This is a genomic window from Acinetobacter sp. S40, from assembly GCF_016624705.1.
GTDB lineage: Bacteria > Pseudomonadota > Gammaproteobacteria > Pseudomonadales > Moraxellaceae > Acinetobacter.
The window spans coordinates 68,382-89,147 of sequence record NZ_JACVTU010000012.1 but is presented as its reverse complement, the minus strand read 5'-3'; the positions used below and the strand labels follow the sequence as shown (position 1 = coordinate 89,147).

The following is a 20,766-nucleotide window of genomic DNA, read 5'->3' as shown; positions in this document are numbered from 1 at the left end:
CGACATTCCGACCACCGTACAAACCGGCGGAACGTGGAGCATCAGTGTTGCTGGCAGTGAACTGGTGGCCGATGCAGACAAAACCATCAACGTCAGCGTCAGTGCCAGCGATGCCGCGGGCAACGTGGGCGTGGTGACACAGGACAAAGTTTATACATTAGAAACAGTTGATGCTGTTAATGACACAGTTAATCTAGATATTGTCAGTCAGACTTCGATTACTTATGCACCAGTAGTGGATAGTGATACACAGGTCTTGGGGCTATTGGAATCAACTTATAACACAGACAATAGTGCATCAGTTACCGTTGCTCCTGATCAATCTGGTTCATTGAAAATTGAGATTAGTCAAACTGCCCTTGTTGCAGTAGCAGATGCATTTCGTCTAGATGTTATAGATAGTAATGGAAATATTGTTTATTCAGCTGTGACGCAAAACTCTTTGTTAGGGGATGTGGTTGGTCTCCCAGTATTGGGTCTAACAGGTGATAACACTTTAACCGCAACGATCGATGGTTTATTACCTGGTAGTTATTATGTTGTGGTAAGAAATGATTCTAGCACGTTAACTAATTTACTTGATGCCGATGAGAATGGAATATCCTTACAAGATTTAGGAAATTCTGGCGTAATCATTGGAGCCGATAATCAAACAGTTATTTTAAATGCTCTATCAAATGCATTGGGTCCTGTACTTGGTACACTTGCGGTCGATTTACTTACTCCTATTTTAGGTACACTTAATGGGCTTGGTGTTGATCAACTTGTAAATCCTATAGTCAATGTATTAAGCGCTGTAGGTTTTACGGGTTTAGCAGATACAATTATTTCAGATGTTGCTCAAGCCCTTTTAAGCAATACCTTGACGCTGCTTCAAACCACGACTATCACTACAACACTCACTGAAACTGATTTTGCGGTAGAAAGTGCTTCTGGCAATGTGATCACAAATGATGTACCAAATCAGGGCGATTTTGTGACTGCAATCCAAAATAGTGATGGGATTCAGCAATCGGTTCCATCCACTAACACAGATGTTACGATTGCTGGAAAATATGGCACATTAACTATAAAAGCGGATGGTACTTATACTTATAATGCCTATGGAGATGCAACATCTGTAGGAAAAACCGATGTATTTACCTATACGTTATCTAATGGTATTAGCTCAGATCAAGCAACTTTAACCATAAATATTGATGACAAAACTGCAGCTAGTCTAACTTTAAATCTAGCTACAGATACTGGAACGAGTAATACGGATCATATTACAAATAATGGAACTATAAATGTCAGCGGTTTAGAGCAAAATGCGACATGGGAATACCGTGTAAATGGTGGCAGTTGGCAACAGGGTACTGGTTCAAGCTTTACGCTAAATGAAGGTGTTTATGCTAGCGTAGAGGTTCGCCAAACTGATAGTGCAGGTAATACCAGCGCAATAACCAATTTAGGTGCAGTTACAGTAGATACAACCCCTCCTTTACTCAGTATCTTGGGTGCACAGGACAATGTAGGTGTGTCGCAAAGTAATTTATATTCTGGGGCAACTACAGATGACTCAACACCAACACTTTATGGGAAAGGAGAGCCTAATACCACGATTAGCATTGTTCAGGATGGTGGAACACCAGTAACAGTAAATGTTGACGCGAGCGGAAATTGGAGTTACACGCCAACAAACGCATTGACCTCATCTGCGACAGGTATTCAACATACTTGGGCAATTAGCGCGAGTGATGTTGCAGGAAATCAGACAAATTCAACATTTACGCTTAACGTAACAGGACAAGCGGCACCTATTGCTGTAGCAAACTCAAACGCACTGTTAGGTTTAGTGGGAGCAGATGTTACGGGGCTGATAGATTTAAATAAACAAGTTTTTGTCGCTGCAGATGTGAATGATGATTTGGTTAAAGTTAAAATTAGTCAAACCGTATTTGTTGGATTGGTGGCCTTAAAATTTGATTTTTCACAGGAGCTTGCCAATGAACTGGGTCTAAAAATTTCCCATGTTGATGGTAACAGTGTCTTGAATGCAGGATTGTTACAAACAAGTCCTTCAAGTATTACGATTGAATCAACTGAAGCTGGACAAGCTGTTGATAATCAGAGCATGTTGGAGTTTCTGGGTACAGTGCATCTAGCACCACAGAGTTCAGTAAATATTACTCAATTATTGTCCTCATTATTAAATATAAATGTACTAAATGGACTTCAAATAGAAGCTACTGATCAGAAAGGAAATACAGGGACAGATAGTTTAGGAAGTTTATTAAATGTAAGTATTCTGGATAATCTATTGGGAGGACAAAATTCAACTTATATTCATGAAGGTAGTTCAAGTGATGATATTTTGAATTTTAGTACATCCACATTATCTCAACATATTTATGGATATGCGGGCAATGATACATTAACTGGAGGGTCTGCTAACGACATCCTTCGAGGCGGCGCTGGAAACGATATTTTGAATGGAGGTGCAGGAAATGATTATCTCAATGGCGGTGCTGGACACAATACATTCACTGGTGGTTTAGGTTCAGATACGGTTTTCTATGATTTACTCACAAATAGTCAAAATGATTCGTTATCTAAAGCTAATTTAGGCGGCCATAGCGGGTTAGATACGTGGACAGATTTCCATGTTGGAAATGTCACTACGGATCAAAATGCGGATAAAATTAATGTCTCAGAGTTGTTGGATTCTTCTGCCAACGCTGGAAATGTCAATGATTATTTAAGTTTGGTTAAAGTGAGCGATACTTCTTATAAGCTCAATGTTGATCGAGATGGTACAGCTGGATCATATCAATCTGAAACCTTACTTACACTTACTTTTCAGACCAATGAAACGCATGCCAATCTAACCATTGATGATTTATTACATAATCAACAAATTATTTTCTAAGTTATAGAGCAATGCAATAAAAGCGGATCATATATCCGCTTTTATTATGATGAATAAATATTAACTACTAAGCCATAAAAAAAGAGTTTTTGTATCTTACAAAAACTCTTTTAAATAGAAACTCTAATTTAGATTCGATGTAATTTTTTTCAAAATATTTAGAATCACATCAAACTCACTTTGTAGCGGTGTACTTTTACGAGTAATCAGGGCCAGTATTCGACTAGGAGCATCCTGAAGTGGTTTAATCACTAACTCATCATTCCCTTTTAACATGTGCGTTTCAATCGCGATAGCAGGTAATAAGGTAAACCCTAAGTTTGAAGATACCATTTCAATCAAAGTAGGTAGTGAGCTGGCTTTGAGGCGATTGTCATTTTTACGCTCCCCAATTGGGCAGGCACTTAAGGCATGATCACGTAAACAATGGCCTTCTTCCAGAAGCATTAAACGTGATAAATCCAGATCATCCAAGGATTGAGCATTTAATGAATGTTTATCATGTTTATTACAGACAAGATATAAATCTTCTTTGACCACCTCAGAAACTTTTAAACCACGGGTATCAAAGGGTAGCGCCAATACCACCATATCCAGATTACCGTGTTCAAGACGTTCTACAATCTTTTCACTCTGTGCTTCATGTAAATGTAGCTGAATTTTAGGAAGCTGCTTATGCACTTCTTCAAGCAGTGGTGTCAAAATGAATGGCGCAATGGTGGGAATAATCCCCAAATGAAGATCCCCAGTGAGAGGCTCGCTCATTTCACGGCTTAAGCGCATTAAATCCTGAGCATCTGCCAATAAGACACGCGCTCGCGCAACCACCTGTTCACCAAGCGGAGTTAAACGTACATTTTGACGATCACGTTCAACCAATACGCCACCTAGCAAACGCTCAAGTTCCATAATCCCGCCCGACAAAGTCGATTGAGTGACGAAAGAACGGCGTGCTGCTTCTGTAAAATGCAACGTTTCCGACAGCGTAACTAAGTAAGATAGCTGTCTTAATGATGGTAATGCAGCCATAGTGTCCTAATGTGATGATCTAAAGTGGTTTGCAAATAAACCGCTAAGTTGAGGAATAAAGTGAGCGGGGATATCATGCCCCATTCCTTCAATTAATTCAAACTTAGCACCGGGAATTGCTTTTGCAACAGCCTTGCCATGGCTGGGTGGAAGTAATCGATCTCTAGAACCATGTACCACAAAAGTAGGTTGTGAGATCTGTTTATCCAGTTGTAACAATGAACCTGTACATAATATTGCTAAAAACTGTTGAAGTACACCCGCTGGGTGATAATTCCGTTGATACAGTTTACGCGCAGTTTGCATGGCTTCCATCTGATTGACATAGCCGGGTGAGCCAATAATGTCATAGAGTTTTAAACTATGACTAATAATACCATCTTCATCATTGGATTTGGGCTTACCAATCAGACTAAAGAGTTGTTTGGGAAATGGGGGAGGAAGCAATGCCTGATTATTACTGGTAAAGAGTAATCCTAATTTTTCTACTTTTTCAGGATATTTTGCAGCAACAATCTGAGCAATCATACCGCCCATAGAGGCGCCAATAACATAGACCTTACCAAGCCCCAATTCATCAATCAGCATTGAAACGTCTTCGGCCATATCATAGAGGGTATAAGGAGCCCCCTGATTACCTAGCCCTAGTGCAAACCGTCCCATAAGCTTAATAGTATTCAAGCGTTTGCCTTTATGACGAACTTTTGAAGAAAGACCAATATCTCGGTTATCAAAACGAACAACATGAAAGCCTTGATCAATCAGGGATTTACAAAAGAAATCAGGCCAGAACAGCATTTGTGCCCCCAAACCCATAATGAGAACAATAGTGGGGTGTTCAGGATTTCCACCTACTTCGACATGCAGTTCAAGCCCATTAGTTAGCTTGACTTTGGTTTCATGCATAAATGACGTGTAAGGTGAAACTTTAAATTCCAATGCGTTATTCATTTTTCTTTTCATTCCCCCAAAGGCATTTAAGGAAATAAATGCCTAGGATTATTTAAACCTTAAACTTGAGCTGGAATCAAGTCTGGAACGAGTTTTGTCAGAGTTAAACGCTGTTTTGCTGCGGTAGGGCCAAGCAAGACGAAACCTCTTAAGGTACCCTCGCCATCAGCTGCTTTGGCAAGCATACCATCTTCAAGCTCTTCTGTTTCCCAACTGACTTCAACATCTACAGGCGCAGAAAGTACGGTGAGTGGTGCAGCAGGCGTTTTAACTGCAACAGGCATAGCAGGATAATGTACATGGGTGGTTTGGCCACTCAATGTTTTGGCCAACGCACGGGCTTGCTGCATAATGGGCATGACATAAGGTAAAAGAGTTCCATTTACCTCTGCACAGTCTCCAATTGCAAAAACATCAGTTTGATTTGTTTCCAATAAACTGTTGGTAATCACACCTCGACTGGTTTGAATATCTGCGGTTTTGGCCAATGAAATATTAGGCTGCAAACCAATCGCTGAAAGGACAATATCTGCGACCAAGGTCTGACCATTGGCAAGTGTGACAGCATAGTCTTGTCCGTTATTAATCTTGGTGACTTTTTCAACTGTTGTAGAAAGTACAAAATGAATGCCACTTTCTTCAAGATTCTGTTGAAAAGCCTCAGCAACATGTGCTGGTAGTAACCGACCTAAAGGACGAGGAGATAGATCAATGACGGTCACTTCATGACCTGTATTTTGCAGATCATTTGCAAATTCACAACCGATGAGTCCCGCACCCAAAATCACGACACGTTTGTCATTACATTGTGCTAGATTTTCACGAAAAGCACGATAATCAATCAGTGAATTAACCACATGGATATCATCACTACCATCACCTGCAATAGCTAAGCGAATCGGATTTGCTCCAACAGCTAAAACTAATTTTGAATAAGGTTGAATGTGTTGGTGTCCATCCTTTTCTGTGACCAATTCATGTCGATCCGTATGGATTTCTTTGACCCAAGTAAAGCTTTGAATTTTCATATTGAGCTGGGTCGACATTTTCTCAGCATCACCTAATGGAATTTGCTCGGGCGCTTTATTGCCTACAAGTGCATTTGATAATGTGGGTTTGGCATAATTTACTGCATCGTCAGCACAAATCATGAGAAGTTCATGCTCTGGGTTTAATTTCCTAAACTCTCGAGCCAAAGTATAACCTGCCATGCCTGATCCGATGATGACGATAGGATGCATTGCGTATTCTCCATTCACAGTAAATTATAGTGGTGGTTTAAGTATAAAAAAGACCATGAATGTAGCATGGTCTTGGTAAAACATCTTAGATTTCGATCATTTCAAAATCAGCTTTTGAAACGCCACAATCAGGGCAAGTCCAATCATCTGGGATATCTTCCCATTTTGTCCCCGGTGCAATGCCGTCTTGTGGCCAGCCTTCTGACTCGTCATAGATCCATCCACATACGATGCATTGATATTTTTTCATTTGATTCTCCAACCCGATAAGTTCGCTTCAGCGGCCTGTCGTAAAACTGATCCATTCTTTGATATAGATTCTGATAATAAACACAAAGGAGTCTATTCAGTTTCTGATTTTTACGCAGTTCTACTTCTAAGTAAAGCAAATAAAGGAGTTTAATCATTCAGAATAAAAGCGGAATGGCAGCTTGGGACAAAAGTGGGGTTATTTGGGCAATGCTGCCAATCCGTAGAGATTAAAAAAATAGATAATAATATTTTTTACAAAGACTTAAAGTCTCTTTATATAAGTAGAAAAACTCATTCAATATCCAATTTTTTTGCTTTGTAGCTCCGACTGGTCTTAAATAAAGGGAGGGAGTAGAATAAATATACAATCTGCTATGAATAGTTATTTCCATGATTTCAAGCCAGACTTTATGGGCGCATATCCGCACCGTGCCCAATTTTCCTAAACAAGGCGTTTGTTTTTATGATTTGACGCCTTTATTTATGAAGGAACTCGATCTACTCACGGATGCTTTGATTCAGGCCATTCCAGATGAACAATTACGACAAGTGGAAAGCTTTGTGGCAGTTGAAGCACGTGGATTTGTCTTGGCAACCTTATTGGCGCAACGTTTACAAAGAGGTCTGATTTTGGTTCGTAAGGCTGGAAAATTGCCACCACCAGTCGAGAGTGTCGTTTATAGCTTGGAATATGGGACAGATCAATTGGAAATGTCAGCTCAAATTGAAGCGCAAAAAGTTATCTTGGTCGATGATGTTCTGGCGACGGGTGGAACTTTAAAAGCAGTCAATCAATTAAGTCAAAAATGTGGACATCAGGTATTAGGTGCTGTGATTTTACTGGATTTACCCGATTTACATGCAGATTTAGATTTACTCGTTTGGCATGTCCTGAATAATAAATTTGTAAATTCTCTGTGAAAGTTAAACCTTTAAAAAAGAGAATGGAAAATCTAAGCTTTTCTGATTCTCTTTGAGTCAAAGTTTGAACCTATTTAAAATACTGTTTCTGAATATGTTCAATCAAATGATTAATCTTTTCAGGCTGCTCTAAACGATGATGACCACCTTCAACAGCATCAATCAGCATATAGTTTTCTAGCTGTGATTGAACTTCACGCATATCAATCACTTCATCGCCCAACTCAAGATAAGCCAGTCTTGGAATATCATGATCCAGATCTTCAGGCAAAATGGGTGGATAGTCATCACGGAAATGAGGATTTAAACTCGGGTTGGCGACAATCGTTGCCAATTGATATTGACTGGAAAGTTTAAGTGCCCAGTATCCACCTAAACTATGTCCAATGAGGATATTGGGCTGAATACTCTGAATAATATTCTGATAGAAATTTGCAACAGTATCATAGTTTAAATTACGATAATCGACATCAATACAAAACTTGTTTGTACTTTGAATGGCATGAAACTTGGTTGATTCACGAGAAGAGTCCAAGCCATGCAAAAATAATATTTTCAATTGATTTTGCAACATTTTTTATTTAAACCAGTAGCAAGAATAAACTGGTCACTCCTTGTCCTCAGCTATTCATTTTAAAAGCACGTCAATGTTTAAATATTTTACTGTGAAGTATAGAGATTGAATCTTAGATTTTGGTCTAAGGCGGCTTATCCAAAATTTTAAAATAAAGGATTCACATGAATTTCAACGATACAGGAGAAGAAATCATACGAAAATGTGATGACATCTGCTAAACTATACGACTTCATTTTTTTACTTAATCGAGGCAGAGATGACGCAACAAAACGCTCAATCGACTTCTGAACCCATTATTTCCGAAAACGATTTAATTGCGCAGCGTCATGCCAAGTTAAAACAAATTCAGGACAATGCCAAGGAAAACGGCCAAAGCCCTTGGCCTAATACTTTCAAGCGTGAACATTACGCAGCTGATTTACAAGAACAATTTAAAGAGCTGGATAAAGCACAGATCGAAGCAGCTGAACATGTTTATGTTAAAATTGCTGGTCGTGTCATGCTTAATCGCGGATCGTTCATGGTGATTCAGGACATGACGGGTCGTATCCAGCTTTATGTTGACCGTAAAGGTTTACCAGCGGAAACGCTTGAAACTATTAAAAGTTTAGACCTGGGCGATATTATTGCGGCTGAAGGCTATATTGGTCGTTCAGGCAAAGGCGATTTGTATGTCCACCTCGAAGCTTTTGAGTTACTGACCAAATCTTTGCGTCCGTTACCAGACAAATTTCATGGTTTAACCGATACTGAAGCCAAATATCGTAAACGTTATTTGGACTTGATCGTGAATGAAGAGACACGTAAAACTTTTGAAATTCGTGCCAAAGTCGTTGCAGGTATTCGTGCATTTTTGACCAATGAACGTTTCATGGAAGTAGAAACCCCAATGATGCATATCATTCCAGGTGGTGCTTCTGCGCGTCCATTTGAAACTCATCATAATGCGTTGGATATGCCTTTATTTTTGCGTATCGCGCCTGAGCTTTATTTAAAGCGTTTGGTCGTGGGTGGTTTTGAGCGTGTATTTGAGATCAATCGTAACTTCCGTAATGAAGGTGTATCTACACGTCATAACCCAGAATTTACCATGATCGAATTTTATCAGGCCTATGCAGATTATAAAGACCTGATGCAATTGACTGAAAATATGCTGGAAAAATTGGCACTGGATATTTTGGGAACAACTGATGTTCCGTATCAAGAGGAAGTGTTTAGCTTTAAAGGGCCTTTTAAAAAGATTTCCATGTTCGACGCGATTTTAGAACATAACCCAGAATTTACCCCTGAAAATGTAAATGATCGTGAATTTTTGGCTAAATTCACACGAGATGTGTTGAAAGAGCAGGTAAAACCTGGTTTTGGTCTGGGTAAATTGCAAACGATTGTATTTGAAGAAACTGTTGAAACTAAACTACGTCAGCCAACATTTATTACGGAATACCCAGCAGAAACGTCTCCACTTGCTCGTCGTAATGATGACAATCCACATATTACCGATCGTTTTGAATTTTTTATCGGTGGTCGTGAACTTGCCAATGGCTTCTCGGAGTTGAATGATCCGATTGATCAAGCTGAACGTTTTCAGGCTCAGGTTGCAGAAAAAGATGCAGGGGATGACGAAGCCATGCATTATGATGCCGACTTTGTTGAAGCTCTGGAATATGGCTTACCTCCAACCGCAGGTGAAGGCATCGGAATTGACCGTTTGGTCATGTTATTTGCTAATGCACCAAGCATTCGCGATGTGATTTTATTCCCGCATATGCGTCGTAAAGATTAATAAGATTGAGTAAATTCAAATAAAACCACTTTCGAGTGGTTTTATTTTGCCTGTTAATATGTATGCAACGTAAATGTTACGTTTAAAGATTGCAAACTTTTGATAAAAAATTTATGGTGTGGCTGAGAAATAAACTTGAGAAAGACACACTAATGTTTTCGAGAAAAACACTTTTAATGGCAATGCTGGCTGTAAGCTCTTCTTCTTTATTTGCACAAGGTCTTATGCTCAATGACCAAAATTTAAGAACGGATCTTAACTGGTTGAATCAACAGGGTGTTATTCAAATTAGCACTTCGACTTGGCCGTTAAGTGGTGATGAAATTGAGCGAGCGCTTTCTCAAGCTCGAATTTCCAATACGACTCAGGAAAAAGTTATCAATTCAGTGAGAGCTGCTCTAAAAGCAGATAATCATCCTATTAAGGTTGGTTTATTTGCTGAAACTGATCAAAAAAATATTCCTCAGGCATTCGGCGATAAACAAAAATCCCAATATCAGGGATCACTTGAGTTTAATGCGGGTGGTGAAAACTGGGATGCCAAAATTCGTGTAAACGCTGAAAAAGATCAACAGATTGACAATGGACATGATGTCAACGTCGAAGGCTCGTATTTAGCTGGAAAAATCTGGAACCAATGGGTGGTTGCGGGTCAAATTCCAACATGGTGGGGACCGGGTCATGATGGCAGTCTGATTCGTGGAGACGCAAGTCGTCCTGTGTATGGTGTTACTATGCAGCGGGCAGAACAAAATGCTTTCGAAACTAAATGGCTATCATGGATTGGACCTTGGCAGTATCAGGCCTTTGCTGGTCAGCTAGATGATTATAAAGCAGTGCCTCATGCAAAATTACTTGGACTGCGTATAACTGCTCAACCATTGCCATATTTGGAATTAGGCGCATCTCGAACCTTACAATGGGGGGGAGAAGGGCGTTCTGAAAGTTGGGATTCTTTATGGAATGCCATTAAAGGTAATGATAATGTTTATGATGGAGATGATGATCGTTCAAATCAGATTGCTGGATTCGATGGCCGTTTAAATTTACAACCACTTTTAGATGTACCTGTAGGTATTTATGGACAATACGTGGGTGAAGATGAAGCAGGTAAATTGCCATCAAAAAAAATGTATTTAGCAGGTGTCGATTATTCTTCTATTTATAAAAATATGCCTTACCAACTTTATGCAGAATGGGCGGATACTCGCACCAATGGCGATGTAAAGGGTATTTCCTACAACCACTATATTTATACCGATGGTTACTATCAACATGGCTACCCTCTAGCACATGCGATGGGTGGTGATGGTCAAATGGTATCGGTCGGCGGTGATATTCGTGTCGATATCATGAATCGGATTAGTGGGCGTATTTTATTTGCAAAAGTGAACCAGTCAAATCTGGATATAAATCAGGCATTCCCTGAAAAAGACGAAATTAAGGCATTGGATTTAACATGGTCGCATTATTTGAAACCTGATATTCCATTGAAAATTAATGGCTGGGTGAGTGACTCGGATGTTCATGGAAATGATGCAGGCGCATCAGTTGGTATTGAGTTTCCACTGGATCGGAAAAGCCTTGGTTTTTAAATCTATAAAATTGAAATAAGCCTGCAATCGCAGGCTTATTTTTTGAGTTATCCTGTTATTTTTTTAGTGCTTGTGCATAACGTTCATTGACTTTATTCCAGTTCACCACACTCCAAAATGCCTTGATGTAGTCAGCACGGCGGTTTTGGTATTTTAAATAATAAGCATGTTCCCAAACATCTAGTGCTAATAAAGGCGCACCTTTGGTCTCAGCGATATCCATAAGTGGATTATCCTGATTTGGGGTTGAGGTAATCGCTAGTTTTCCATCTGGTGTTACTATTAGCCATGCCCAGCCTGAACCAAAGCGGCCTGATGCAGCTTCATTAAACTTTTGCTTAAATGCATCTAAAGAGCCAAAATCCTGATTGATTTTTTTTAACAAGGTTGAACTTGGCTGTCCAGTTTTACTGGTCGGTGCTAAGCTGTCCCAAAAAAAGGTATGGTTAAAATGGCCCCCGCCATTATTACGAACGGCTGTATTGTATTTGGAAATCTGTGTTTGTAACTGAAGTAGATCTGTTTTATCTAATTCGGGATAGGTTTTGATTTGTGCATTAAGATTATCCACATACGCTTTATGGTGCTTGCCGTAGTGGATTTCCATGGTTTGTTGGTCAATGGCAGGTTCCAGAGCATTGCTGGCATAAGGTAAAGGAGCCTGTTTGAATTCGGCCAGAACAGATAGACTGAACATGGATGTGGTCAGAAGAATGAGTGTGGTTTTGAATGCTCGTGTCATTATGTGGTCCTACATCTATAAAACTTTTTTAGAACGACATAGTAGCTGTTTTGTCAAAGATAATGATTCTTGGTTACATTTATATAATAAAGTTTGGTATGAGAACAGTAAAAATAAATTTCATTTTAAGAATTTACAGATTCCAATTTTAGCGTCATTTGAAAATACAATAAGTCTTTTCGTTGATGAATTTGATATTCTGAAAGGACTCTTAATCAACTCATGTACAATATTTTGGTGGGGTTTTAAAATTAAAAGATTTCTAAAATCTAAATATTAAGATGCATTTTGATGTATTTGAGTGTTTGATGAACAGATGATAAATAAAGGTGTTGACGCAAATCGTAGATCTATAGATAATGCGCACACAGTTTATGGCTATGTAGCTCAGTTGGTTAGAGCACCGCACTCATAATGCGGGGGTCACAGGTTCAAGTCCCGTCATAGCCACCATTTTTAAAGATCATGTACCTTACATGATCTTTTTTTTATTTATAAATCTTATTAATGGCGCATAGAAGAGATGAGTAGCAAAGAATAATTGATTTAAAACAAGGTTTGAGTCTTTTATTAAGTCAAATGTTTAGAAATCATAGTCAATGTTTCAGAACGTATGTAAAAAGGTTTCAGCAGGTTAAAGATTAAAGGCTCTAACAAATTTTGCTCATCCAAAGCTAGAATTGCTTTAGGGTAAAAACGCAAAGCTTCAGTTTGAATATCTTGTTCAGTTAATCCAATACCAAACAGTAAATCTTGTAAGCTTTCATTTTCATAAAATCGATAAAATACTTCGACTCCATGTAAAATCAGGTTTTGTATCAGCGGTGACTGACGTAATTCTTTCCAGTATTCATAAATTAAAACAAAAAATTCTTCAATATCAATAGGTTTTAATTGTGAAATGTATTGATAAATGGTTTTTTCTTTGACATCATCCCAGATATTACGAATTAAAATTTCAAGATCTTCATTGGTCAGGATGCTTAATTCAGCCAATTGTTGCTGAATAAATTCTGCTAGATAGACTTCCAGTTTTTGCTCAAGACGTTGTTGTTGAAGGTTGGAAAATTTCAGCAGTTTACGTTTCCATGCGGGTTCATCTTGTTCATGTGAAGAGCTGTTGAAAACCGAAGGCGTAAATAATATGGGAAGCTTATTTTGTAAAACGGTTGTGGCAATAAAATGGCACAATTGACGAATGGCAGGACTACTTTTTAAAAACTGATTTAAGTATATCCGTACATTATCCAGCTCTAAAAATTTAGATAGCCAGATTTCAAATTGTTGATCTGAAACGAGATCATTAACACTAGCTGTTGAAGACAGAGCATATAAATATATTTTTTGAGCAATTTCACCAATAAATTCAAGTAAGCCTGCACCCAACTGCATTTCCAGTGCATAACGCTGAACGACTGCCTGTAGTTGATCCAGATCGACTACCTGACCCAGTTTTAGAGATTGTGCATTATTAAAAATGAGATGCGTAATGTGCTGAAGATATTGGGAAGAATGTTCCCCAGTAAGCTGTTGTTTAAAATAACCAACTTGCTCAAGCAAAAGTGCTTGGGCAAGTTGTTCACTCGGCGATAATGTCTGATCCGTGACAATTTGATCCTTAGATGTCATCTGGTCTCCAACCATTTACAATAGGGTAGCGGCGTTCGCGGCTAAAGGCACGCGAACTGATGCGAGGCCCAATCGCTCCCTGACGACGTTTATATTCATTCCGGTCTACAAGACGGACAACTTTCTCTACAACTGCTTTATCAAAGCCTTTGGCAATAATATCTTCTTGGCTTTGATCCTCTTCGATATAAGCATACAAGATTGCATCGAGAATATCATACGCAGGCAATGAGTCCTGATCTTTTTGATCGGGGCGTAATTCTGCTGATGGCGGTCGAGTAATAACACGCTCAGGAATCACAGGGGTATCACTTAAGCTATTACGATATTTCGCTAATTCAAAAACGATGGTTTTATAGACATCTTTGAGGACTGCAAAGCCACCGACCATATCACCATATAAAGTGCAGTAACCCACTGCTAATTCAGATTTATTGCCTGTAGACAACACCAGATTACCAAATTTATTGGAAAGTCCCATTAATAATGTACCACGCGCACGAGCTTGCAAGTTTTCTTCGGTTGCATCGGCTGGGCTATTGCCAAAAAATGGATATAGTGTTTGCATAAAGCTATTCACAATATTGTGAATCTCAGCGATACCAAAAGTGACACCCATACGTCGTGCTTGTTCAGAAGCATCTTCAACACTGATTTGTGCAGTATAAGTATAAGGCATCATGACTGCCTGCACTTTATCCGGACCAAGTGCATCTACCGCAATTGCAAGAGTCAATGCTGAATCGATCCCCCCTGATAAGCCTAAAATAACTCCTGGAAACCCAGAGCGCTGGACATAATCACGGGTTGCCATGACGAGACCCTGATAGATTTCCGCAATCGCATCCAGATTCGGGGAAGGATCCGCAACATTAAACTTTTTGTCTTCAGGATTAAAATCGGTGAAATAAAGAGCCTCTTTAAAACTCGGGGCCTTTAGCGCAAGACTGCTGTCATGGTTGATAATAAAACTACTACCATCAAAAATCAGATCATCCTGTCCGCCCACCTGATTGACATAGATCAGATTGACATTGAATTGTTTAGACAACTCAGTCAGGGTTTGTACACGATGTTGTGGCTTACCCACTTCATAAGGCGAAGCATTTAAAATCAAAATACTGTCAACATTTAATTGTGCGACTTGTTTTACAGTATTGAGTGACCAGATATCTTCACAAATTAGTACGCCAAATTTATGGCCTAAATATTCAAAAACAAGATGTTGATGACCCTCATTGAAATAGCGCTTTTCATCAAACACGCCGTAATTTGGTAAATTATGTTTATTATAAATTCCGAGGACTTGACCATTCTTCATCACGGCAGCTGAATTGTAACGCTGACCTTCTTCAGTCAAATGTACAAAACCGAATACCATGACGATATCTTTGACTTCAGCAAGTTTTTGAAAGGCTTTCTCGATACGTTTGGCGAGTGCTGGACGTAACAATAAATCTTCCGATGGATAACCGATCACTGAAAGTTCTGGGAAAATAATTAAATCAGCATTTTGTTTTTTTGCTTCAAGAGTCTGCTCAATCATTTTTTGAGCATTTGCATCTATATTGCCAATATGCGGTGAAAATTGGGCAAGGGCAATTTTAAAACTTTTCATCCAAACCTAATCCTAGATTAAATATATAGATATACACAACATGTTGATTTATCATTTTTTTTGTTCAACTCTGTGTATGAGGTAACAAATAAAGTTAACGTATAACGTAAAAGCGCAAGGTGGATAATATATACCAATCCAATGTTTTTCGGCGTAAAAAATGACAAGTTTTTGCATATTATTATGGAATACTTACAAATTGACATTTTCTATGCACTAGATCATAGCATTATATTAAAGCAATGATGATGTGTTTAGAAATAATATGATATACGGTTTAAATAGACATTTGATTGTAAAAAAACGATTTTTGACTCAAGCTGAAAAGCAATTAGCAATCAGTGTATTTGGTACATCTCTCCAATTTGAACACATTCAGATTATTGCACATCGACTGGTTTTGAAACATTTTGCAATTAGTCCGAATGGAAATATCTATTTTCATCCAGCCGACTGGACTGATGATTTTTCACAAGAAACAATTTTGAAGCAATCATGGTTTATTCATGAACTGGTTCATGTCTGGCAAGTTCAACAGGGAATCAAATTAATTCGTCAAGGATTGTTTGATCGTAAATATCGTTATGCACTCGAGCAAGGCAAGCAGTTTCTTCATTATGGTATTGAACAACAAGCGCAGATGGTTCAGGATTATTTTATTCGATTACATACAGGACAAAGTTGTCGTGATCTAGCCGAATGTATTCCCTTTATTCCTCGTTCGCCAAATCATAATGATTGATGTCATTCACTATATTCTAAGATAATTTTTTAGAAAATAATCAATTTAAAACAAGACAGAGGCTAAATCGCAGCAATGATTTAACCTCTGTGGCTCGGTTTAAACTGGGAAATCTAAACCTAAATAAATGCTGTTAAGAGAGACAGTCCGTCAATTTACTGAGCGGGCTGTGCAGGTTGACCCTGTCCTTGAGCTTCAGCTGCATTTTCAGAACCTGGTTGTGCTGAAGTTGGTTGGCCAGCAGCAGATTCAGGAGATGCAGTTGCAGGAGATTCCTGAGTAGATACGACGACCTTTTCCTGTTCATTCGCGTGGTCTGCTTTAGCAGCAAAAGTTGTTGCAGCAGCTAAAGTAAATGTTGAAGCAAGTAAGATTTTAACTAATTTCATTGGAGGCATCCTTTTATTTAATTAAATAACTGATGTTTTGCATCAGAAGCAAAGTTGAATCATCTAACGTAGACAATTGCTTGTTTGCTTGGTAGTCATCCTAGAAGCTCTATTCTTAGTCGGCAATGAATGAAACAATGCTTAACGTAGAAGGTTACATAAAAAACACAATGCTGCATGGAGTGTACTTTTATTGTAAAAATCACATGATTTCATTCTCTATAAACTGTATGGATTTATTTCTTAATGGTTGAAAAATGATCAAAAAAATTACTTAGCTTTACATAGGCAAGTTGATGCATTCTTCATGCTTATTGGATATTTCGTTGGTTAAGGTTTTTAATGATGTTTTTCCAGATTATGAGTGTGCTGTTTATCACAATAATGAGTGTAAAAAGATTATGCAAGCATACTGTGGATATTTAAAATCCATAATAAGATAGAGGCAGTTGCTAGATTTTATCTACTAAATTTTTATTTGTTCTCGCGATTGATAAGTTGAGTTTAACGTGAAAATCATTAATTCTAAAAGTGTCCCTACGCATATCATTTCAGGATTTTTGGGTGCGGGAAAAACCACCCTATTGCAGTATTTACTTCAACAAAAGCCTGAACATGAGGTTTGGGCAATATTAATGAATGAGTTTGGTCAAATTGGAATTGACCAGCAACTATTGCCTCAAGAGCAGGGCTTTGAAATAAAAGAGTTACTGGGTGGATGCATGTGTTGCAGTAGCCAATTACCCTTACATATCGCATTGGCACGTTTGCTTTCAGAGTCAAAACCCGACCGTTTATTTATAGAACCGACAGGGTTAGGGCATCCAGCACAATTGATAGAACAATTAACAGAACCTCACTGGCAAAGCAGTCTGGATATGCGGGCGTTGGTTACAGTCGTCGATGGCAGCCGCTTACACGAAACGGAGTGGGTTAAACACAATTTGTATGAAGATCAGATCAAGGCTGCGGAAATTATCGTCATTTCCCATATAGATGTAATGACGTTTGAAGACGATCAGGCACTATTGCAACTTCAGCAAGAATACGAGGTTTACCAGCAACATTGGCTAAAGGTTGCGCATGGTGAGCTTGAATTAAAACAGATTGATCTGGCACACGTCATGCATGAGCGTAAAATCCAGCCTTTATTGATACAACAAAGACAGCATTCGATTTCAGAAGAAAGATCAGAAATCAAAGAGCTACCTTATCATTATGTAGAGCATGCACAAGGTTATATTGTAGCGGGTTGGAAATTGCCACGTCGTTGGACATTTAATTTTGAACAATTGCTGGATGTCTTATGTGAACAGCAAAATTGGTTGCGTATAAAAGCTATTTTTCATACCAATCAGGGCTGGATGTATTTCAACTGCAATCCGCATCAATTTAATTATAAAACTGGTGAAGAAAATATTGATAATAGAATTGAAATGATTAGCCAGCACGAACACAACTGGCTCAAGCTTGAAACGGATTTGTTGGCGGCAAGGATAGAAACCTGATTGGGTTCCTATCTTGTTATTTTAAATTATTTTTGATCTAAAACAGTTTTAGCCTGTGCATGGTCAATATCTTTTTCCCAGTGTGCTATGACCACAGTGGCTACGCAGTTTCCAATCAGGTTAGTACAAGCACGTACAATTCCGATAAACCAGTCTACGGAAAGCAAAAGAACTAGCCCAATCGCAGGTAAACTTGGGATAACGGATAAAGTTGCTGCTAAAATTACTAAAGCAGAACCTGGAATTCCGTGTGCTCCTTTAGATGTGACCAATGAAACCAGCAAAATAGCAAGTAAGTCATGGATGGAAAGATCAATATTGCAGGCTTGTGCGATAAAAATAACGCCTAAGGTTAAATAAATGGAAAATCCATCCAGATTAAAAGAATAACCGGTTGGAATGACCAAACCTACCGTTGAGTCTTTAATCCCCAGTGCTTTCAGTTTTTTCATGATTTGTGGCAAAACCGAATCAGAAGAAGCCGTGCCTAAAACAATAGATAATTCATCTTTGAAATAGTTTAAAAATTTGAAGATATTTAAACTTGTCAATTTAAGAATAAAACCTAAAATTCCCACGACAAAGACTATACAGGTGAGGTAAAACAAAATTACCAGATAGCCCAGTTGTATCAGGGAGTCTAGTCCAAATTTTGCTGTGGTATACGCTACTGAACCTAAAACGCCCAAAGGTGCAAGTCGAATAATGAGCCCCATCATCTTAAAAAGCACTTCAGAAAAAGCTTCGATAGATTGACAGACCAGAGTTGAAAATTGTTTTGGAATAAGCAATAGACTGACTCCAAATAAAATTGCAATCAATAAAACTTGAAGGATATCTCCATCTGTAAATGCACCAAATAAGGTCTTAGGGATAATATGTAAAATAAAATCTGAACCAGAACTAATGGCATGAGCGCGTTCAGTATAGGTGCTGAGGTCTTTGCTATCGAGTTGGCCGATGTCAATATTCATTCCTGTACCTGGTTTGAATATATAGGCGACAGCGATTCCCAGAATCAGCGCTAGAGTGGTGACAATTTCAAAATAAAGAATCGTTTTTGCACCAACTTTCCCCATTTTCTTAATATCACTTGCCCCATAAATCCCCAGTACCACTACACAAAATACGATCGGTGCAATCAGCATTTTTATCAGGGAAATAAATCCATCACCTAAAGGTTTTAAATTTAAAGAGAAATCATGAAAACTGATGCCAATCAGGATACCTAAAATTAAGGCGATAATGACCTGAATAAAGAGACTGGATTTGATTTTTTGCCACATCTTACATGTTCATCATTGAGAAATCCCCCGAACCTTGCAAAAAGCTCGCCAGTTTTGAAAACAACAATAGAAATCATCTGAGTGATAGAGAGAATAAAATGATAAGAAATATGAATAGACAGATACGATGACTTCAATCTGATCTAGAAAATCAGGTATGCTAGCGCCCATTGAAAATGGACAGTTTTATTATGGCGCTCAAAGCAACGATTTATAAAGCAGACTTGAACATTGCAGATATGGATCAACATCAATATGGGGATTATCAACTCACTTTAGCTTTGCATCCTTCTGAAACTTTAGAGCGTTTAATGGTTCGTATAGTTGCGTTTGCTCGTTATGCAGATGAACGGCTTGAATTTACCAAAGATTTATTTGAAAGTGATGAGCCTGCTTTATGGAAAAAGGATTTAACAGGACAGCTTCAGCAATGGATTGAAATTGGCTTACCTTCAGAAGACAAAGTGAAAAAAGCAGCCGCACGTTGTAAACATGTTGCAGTAATTGCTTATGGCTCGCAAGTAAATGATTGGTGGAAAAGAAATAGCAAAATTAAAACCCTTGAAAATGTTGAAGTCTGGCAAATTTCTGCAGATAGTTCTGCGCAACTTGAACCGCTATGCCAACGGACTATGCAACTCCAACTTAATGTGATGGATGGTGAATGGACACTTATTGGTGATCAGGCACAAGTCGTGATTCAGTGGACACCGTTACAAACGCTATAATTTTAGCAAGCAAAACAAACCTATTTTATCTGGAGAATTTGTCATGACTAAAGAACTGGAAATTATTGATTTAAAAGTGGGTGAGGGTAAAGAAGCAGTTAAAGGCGCCTTAATTACTACACATTATACAGGCTGGCTTGAAGATGGAACCAAGTTTGACGCTTCAATGGATCGCGGAAACTATTTTGAATGTGTGATTGGAACCGGCCGTGTCATTAAGGGTTGGGATCAGGGCATCATAGGAATGAAAGTGGGCGGAAAACGTAAATTAATCGTTCCTTCTCATTTGGCTTATGGTGAACGTAAAATGGGTAAACTTATTCCTGCAAACTCAAATCTGATTTTCGAGATTGAATTGTTTGATGTGAAAACACGTGATGACTGAGTGCTCAAGTCATGCCTCAAAGTAACATATTGAATCTTCATGCAAAGAACGATTTGGTATGCTGCTTTGATGCATATTCCAACTGATGATTACTTAGTAGCTGTATTGAATAAAGCCTGAACTAATATTGGTAAAGTTATTACAATAAAAAGATTATTTTTTATTATTTTAGACCTCAATTTTTTGTAGTGATCAACTTATTTTCATCACAAATGTCAATCTTATTTGCAGTGATACATTTAGCTCTTTGTTTAAATTAAAAGGTTCTACCCTGTTGGGTACACTAAATATAAAAATAAATTTTTCATAATGTACTTCTAAGCAGGTTTGAAAAGGCGGATTGAATATTTCAATAAATTTACAACAAATTTATGTGATTTAATTGGCCTTTATTTGTGTAAAATTAGATTAATAGGCAAAAGCCCTATTTTGAAACTAAGTGTGCCGACTTAGGATCATTTTAATACCAAGATAAAAGC

At 38.3% G+C, this 20,766-nt stretch carries 18 protein-coding genes and 1 tRNA gene; 9 read left to right on the top strand and 10 right to left on the bottom strand.

Annotated elements, in window-relative coordinates; translation table 11 throughout:
- The coding region (locus IAE19_RS13370) for an Ig-like domain-containing protein (RefSeq protein WP_200461412.1) at positions 1-2,911 on the top strand (2,911 nt) is incomplete at its 5' end.
- A gap of 123 nt (positions 2,912-3,034) precedes the next feature.
- Here IAE19_RS13370 and oxyR read toward each other — a convergent pair.
- The 4 genes from oxyR to rubA all read right to left on the bottom strand — a co-directional run bounded on the left by oxyR (position 3,035) and on the right by rubA (position 6,382).
- Positions 3,035-3,940 carry a LysR family transcriptional regulator OxyR gene (oxyR, locus tag IAE19_RS13365; protein ID WP_200461411.1) on the bottom strand — a complete coding sequence of 302 codons (906 nt, stop codon included), beginning with the start codon at positions 3,938-3,940 and terminating at the stop codon, positions 3,035-3,037.
- Positions 3,941-3,946: 6 nt separating this feature from the next.
- Positions 3,947-4,891: an esterase EstB gene (gene estB / locus IAE19_RS13360; protein WP_200461410.1), complete on the bottom strand. Its 945-nt coding sequence runs from the start codon at positions 4,889-4,891 to the stop codon at positions 3,947-3,949.
- 59 nt (positions 4,892-4,950) lie between these two features.
- Positions 4,951-6,132 (bottom strand): rubredoxin reductase RubB, encoded by a 1,182-nt coding sequence (rubB, locus tag IAE19_RS13355; RefSeq protein WP_200461409.1) that lies wholly within the window; start codon positions 6,130-6,132, stop codon positions 4,951-4,953.
- 85 nt (positions 6,133-6,217) lie between these two features.
- A complete protein-coding gene (gene rubA / locus IAE19_RS13350; RefSeq protein WP_200461408.1) occupies positions 6,218-6,382 on the bottom strand; it encodes a rubredoxin RubA in 165 nt (54 codons plus the stop codon).
- 392 nt (positions 6,383-6,774) lie between these two features.
- On the opposite strand from rubA, the gene IAE19_RS13345 reads away from it, so the two are divergent.
- The gene (locus IAE19_RS13345; protein ID WP_227610944.1) at positions 6,775-7,305 is read left to right on the top strand and encodes an adenine phosphoribosyltransferase; all 531 of its coding nucleotides are present in this window, start codon (positions 6,775-6,777) and stop codon (positions 7,303-7,305) included.
- A gap of 70 nt (positions 7,306-7,375) precedes the next feature.
- Here IAE19_RS13345 and IAE19_RS13340 read toward each other — a convergent pair whose 3' ends face one another.
- Positions 7,376-7,879 (bottom strand): YqiA/YcfP family alpha/beta fold hydrolase, encoded by a 504-nt coding sequence (locus IAE19_RS13340; RefSeq protein WP_200461407.1) that lies wholly within the window; start codon positions 7,877-7,879, stop codon positions 7,376-7,378.
- Positions 7,880-8,138: 259 nt separating this feature from the next.
- Between IAE19_RS13340 and lysS the strand changes: the two genes are divergently transcribed.
- Both lysS and IAE19_RS13330 read left to right on the top strand, forming a co-directional pair.
- A complete protein-coding gene (gene lysS, locus IAE19_RS13335) occupies positions 8,139-9,665 on the top strand; it encodes a lysine--tRNA ligase (RefSeq protein WP_200461406.1) in 1,527 nt (508 codons plus the stop codon).
- A 152-nt stretch (positions 9,666-9,817) separates the two neighbouring features.
- Positions 9,818-11,260 carry a capsule assembly Wzi family protein gene (locus IAE19_RS13330; protein WP_200461405.1) on the top strand — a complete coding sequence of 481 codons (1,443 nt, stop codon included), beginning with the start codon at positions 9,818-9,820 and terminating at the stop codon, positions 11,258-11,260.
- A 55-nt stretch (positions 11,261-11,315) separates the two neighbouring features.
- On the opposite strand, the gene IAE19_RS13325 is transcribed toward IAE19_RS13330, so the two are convergent.
- The gene (locus IAE19_RS13325; protein ID WP_200461404.1) at positions 11,316-12,002 is read right to left on the bottom strand and encodes a superoxide dismutase; all 687 of its coding nucleotides are present in this window, start codon (positions 12,000-12,002) and stop codon (positions 11,316-11,318) included.
- A 376-nt stretch (positions 12,003-12,378) separates the two neighbouring features.
- Between IAE19_RS13325 and IAE19_RS13320 the strand changes: the two genes are divergently transcribed.
- A tRNA-Met gene (locus tag IAE19_RS13320) sits at positions 12,379-12,455 on the top strand.
- 117 nt (positions 12,456-12,572) lie between these two features.
- Here IAE19_RS13320 and IAE19_RS13315 read toward each other — a convergent pair.
- Positions 12,573-13,631 (bottom strand): hypothetical protein, encoded by a 1,059-nt coding sequence (locus tag IAE19_RS13315; RefSeq protein ID WP_200461403.1) that lies wholly within the window; start codon positions 13,629-13,631, stop codon positions 12,573-12,575.
- A complete protein-coding gene (locus IAE19_RS13310; RefSeq protein ID WP_200461402.1) occupies positions 13,621-15,249 on the bottom strand; it encodes an NAD+ synthase in 1,629 nt (542 codons plus the stop codon). The genes IAE19_RS13315 and IAE19_RS13310 overlap by 11 nt, the downstream gene beginning before the upstream one ends.
- Positions 15,250-15,514: 265 nt before the next feature.
- Here IAE19_RS13310 and IAE19_RS13305 point away from each other — a divergent pair, with 265 nt between their 5' ends.
- Positions 15,515-15,991 carry a type IV secretion protein Rhs gene (locus IAE19_RS13305; protein ID WP_200461401.1) on the top strand — a complete coding sequence of 159 codons (477 nt, stop codon included), beginning with the start codon at positions 15,515-15,517 and terminating at the stop codon, positions 15,989-15,991.
- A 155-nt stretch (positions 15,992-16,146) separates the two neighbouring features.
- Here IAE19_RS13305 and IAE19_RS13300 read toward each other — a convergent pair whose 3' ends face one another.
- The gene (locus tag IAE19_RS13300; RefSeq protein ID WP_200461400.1) at positions 16,147-16,380 is read right to left on the bottom strand and encodes a hypothetical protein; all 234 of its coding nucleotides are present in this window, start codon (positions 16,378-16,380) and stop codon (positions 16,147-16,149) included.
- Between the two features lie 509 nt (positions 16,381-16,889).
- Here IAE19_RS13300 and IAE19_RS13295 point away from each other — a divergent pair.
- The gene (locus IAE19_RS13295) at positions 16,890-17,888 is read left to right on the top strand and encodes a CobW family GTP-binding protein (protein WP_200461399.1); all 999 of its coding nucleotides are present in this window, start codon (positions 16,890-16,892) and stop codon (positions 17,886-17,888) included.
- A 26-nt stretch (positions 17,889-17,914) separates the two neighbouring features.
- Here the strand turns inward: IAE19_RS13295 and dctA are convergent, their stop codons facing one another.
- A complete protein-coding gene (gene dctA, locus IAE19_RS13290) occupies positions 17,915-19,174 on the bottom strand; it encodes a C4-dicarboxylate transporter DctA (RefSeq protein ID WP_200461398.1) in 1,260 nt (419 codons plus the stop codon).
- 191 nt (positions 19,175-19,365) lie between these two features.
- Here dctA and IAE19_RS13285 point away from each other — a divergent pair, with 191 nt between their 5' ends.
- Both IAE19_RS13285 and IAE19_RS13280 read left to right on the top strand, forming a co-directional pair.
- Positions 19,366-19,902: a YaeQ family protein gene (locus tag IAE19_RS13285; protein ID WP_200461397.1), complete on the top strand. Its 537-nt coding sequence runs from the start codon at positions 19,366-19,368 to the stop codon at positions 19,900-19,902.
- Positions 19,903-19,945: 43 nt separating this feature from the next.
- The gene (locus IAE19_RS13280) at positions 19,946-20,287 is read left to right on the top strand and encodes an FKBP-type peptidyl-prolyl cis-trans isomerase (RefSeq protein ID WP_200461396.1); all 342 of its coding nucleotides are present in this window, start codon (positions 19,946-19,948) and stop codon (positions 20,285-20,287) included.
- The last annotated feature ends 479 nt before the right edge of the window (positions 20,288-20,766 follow it).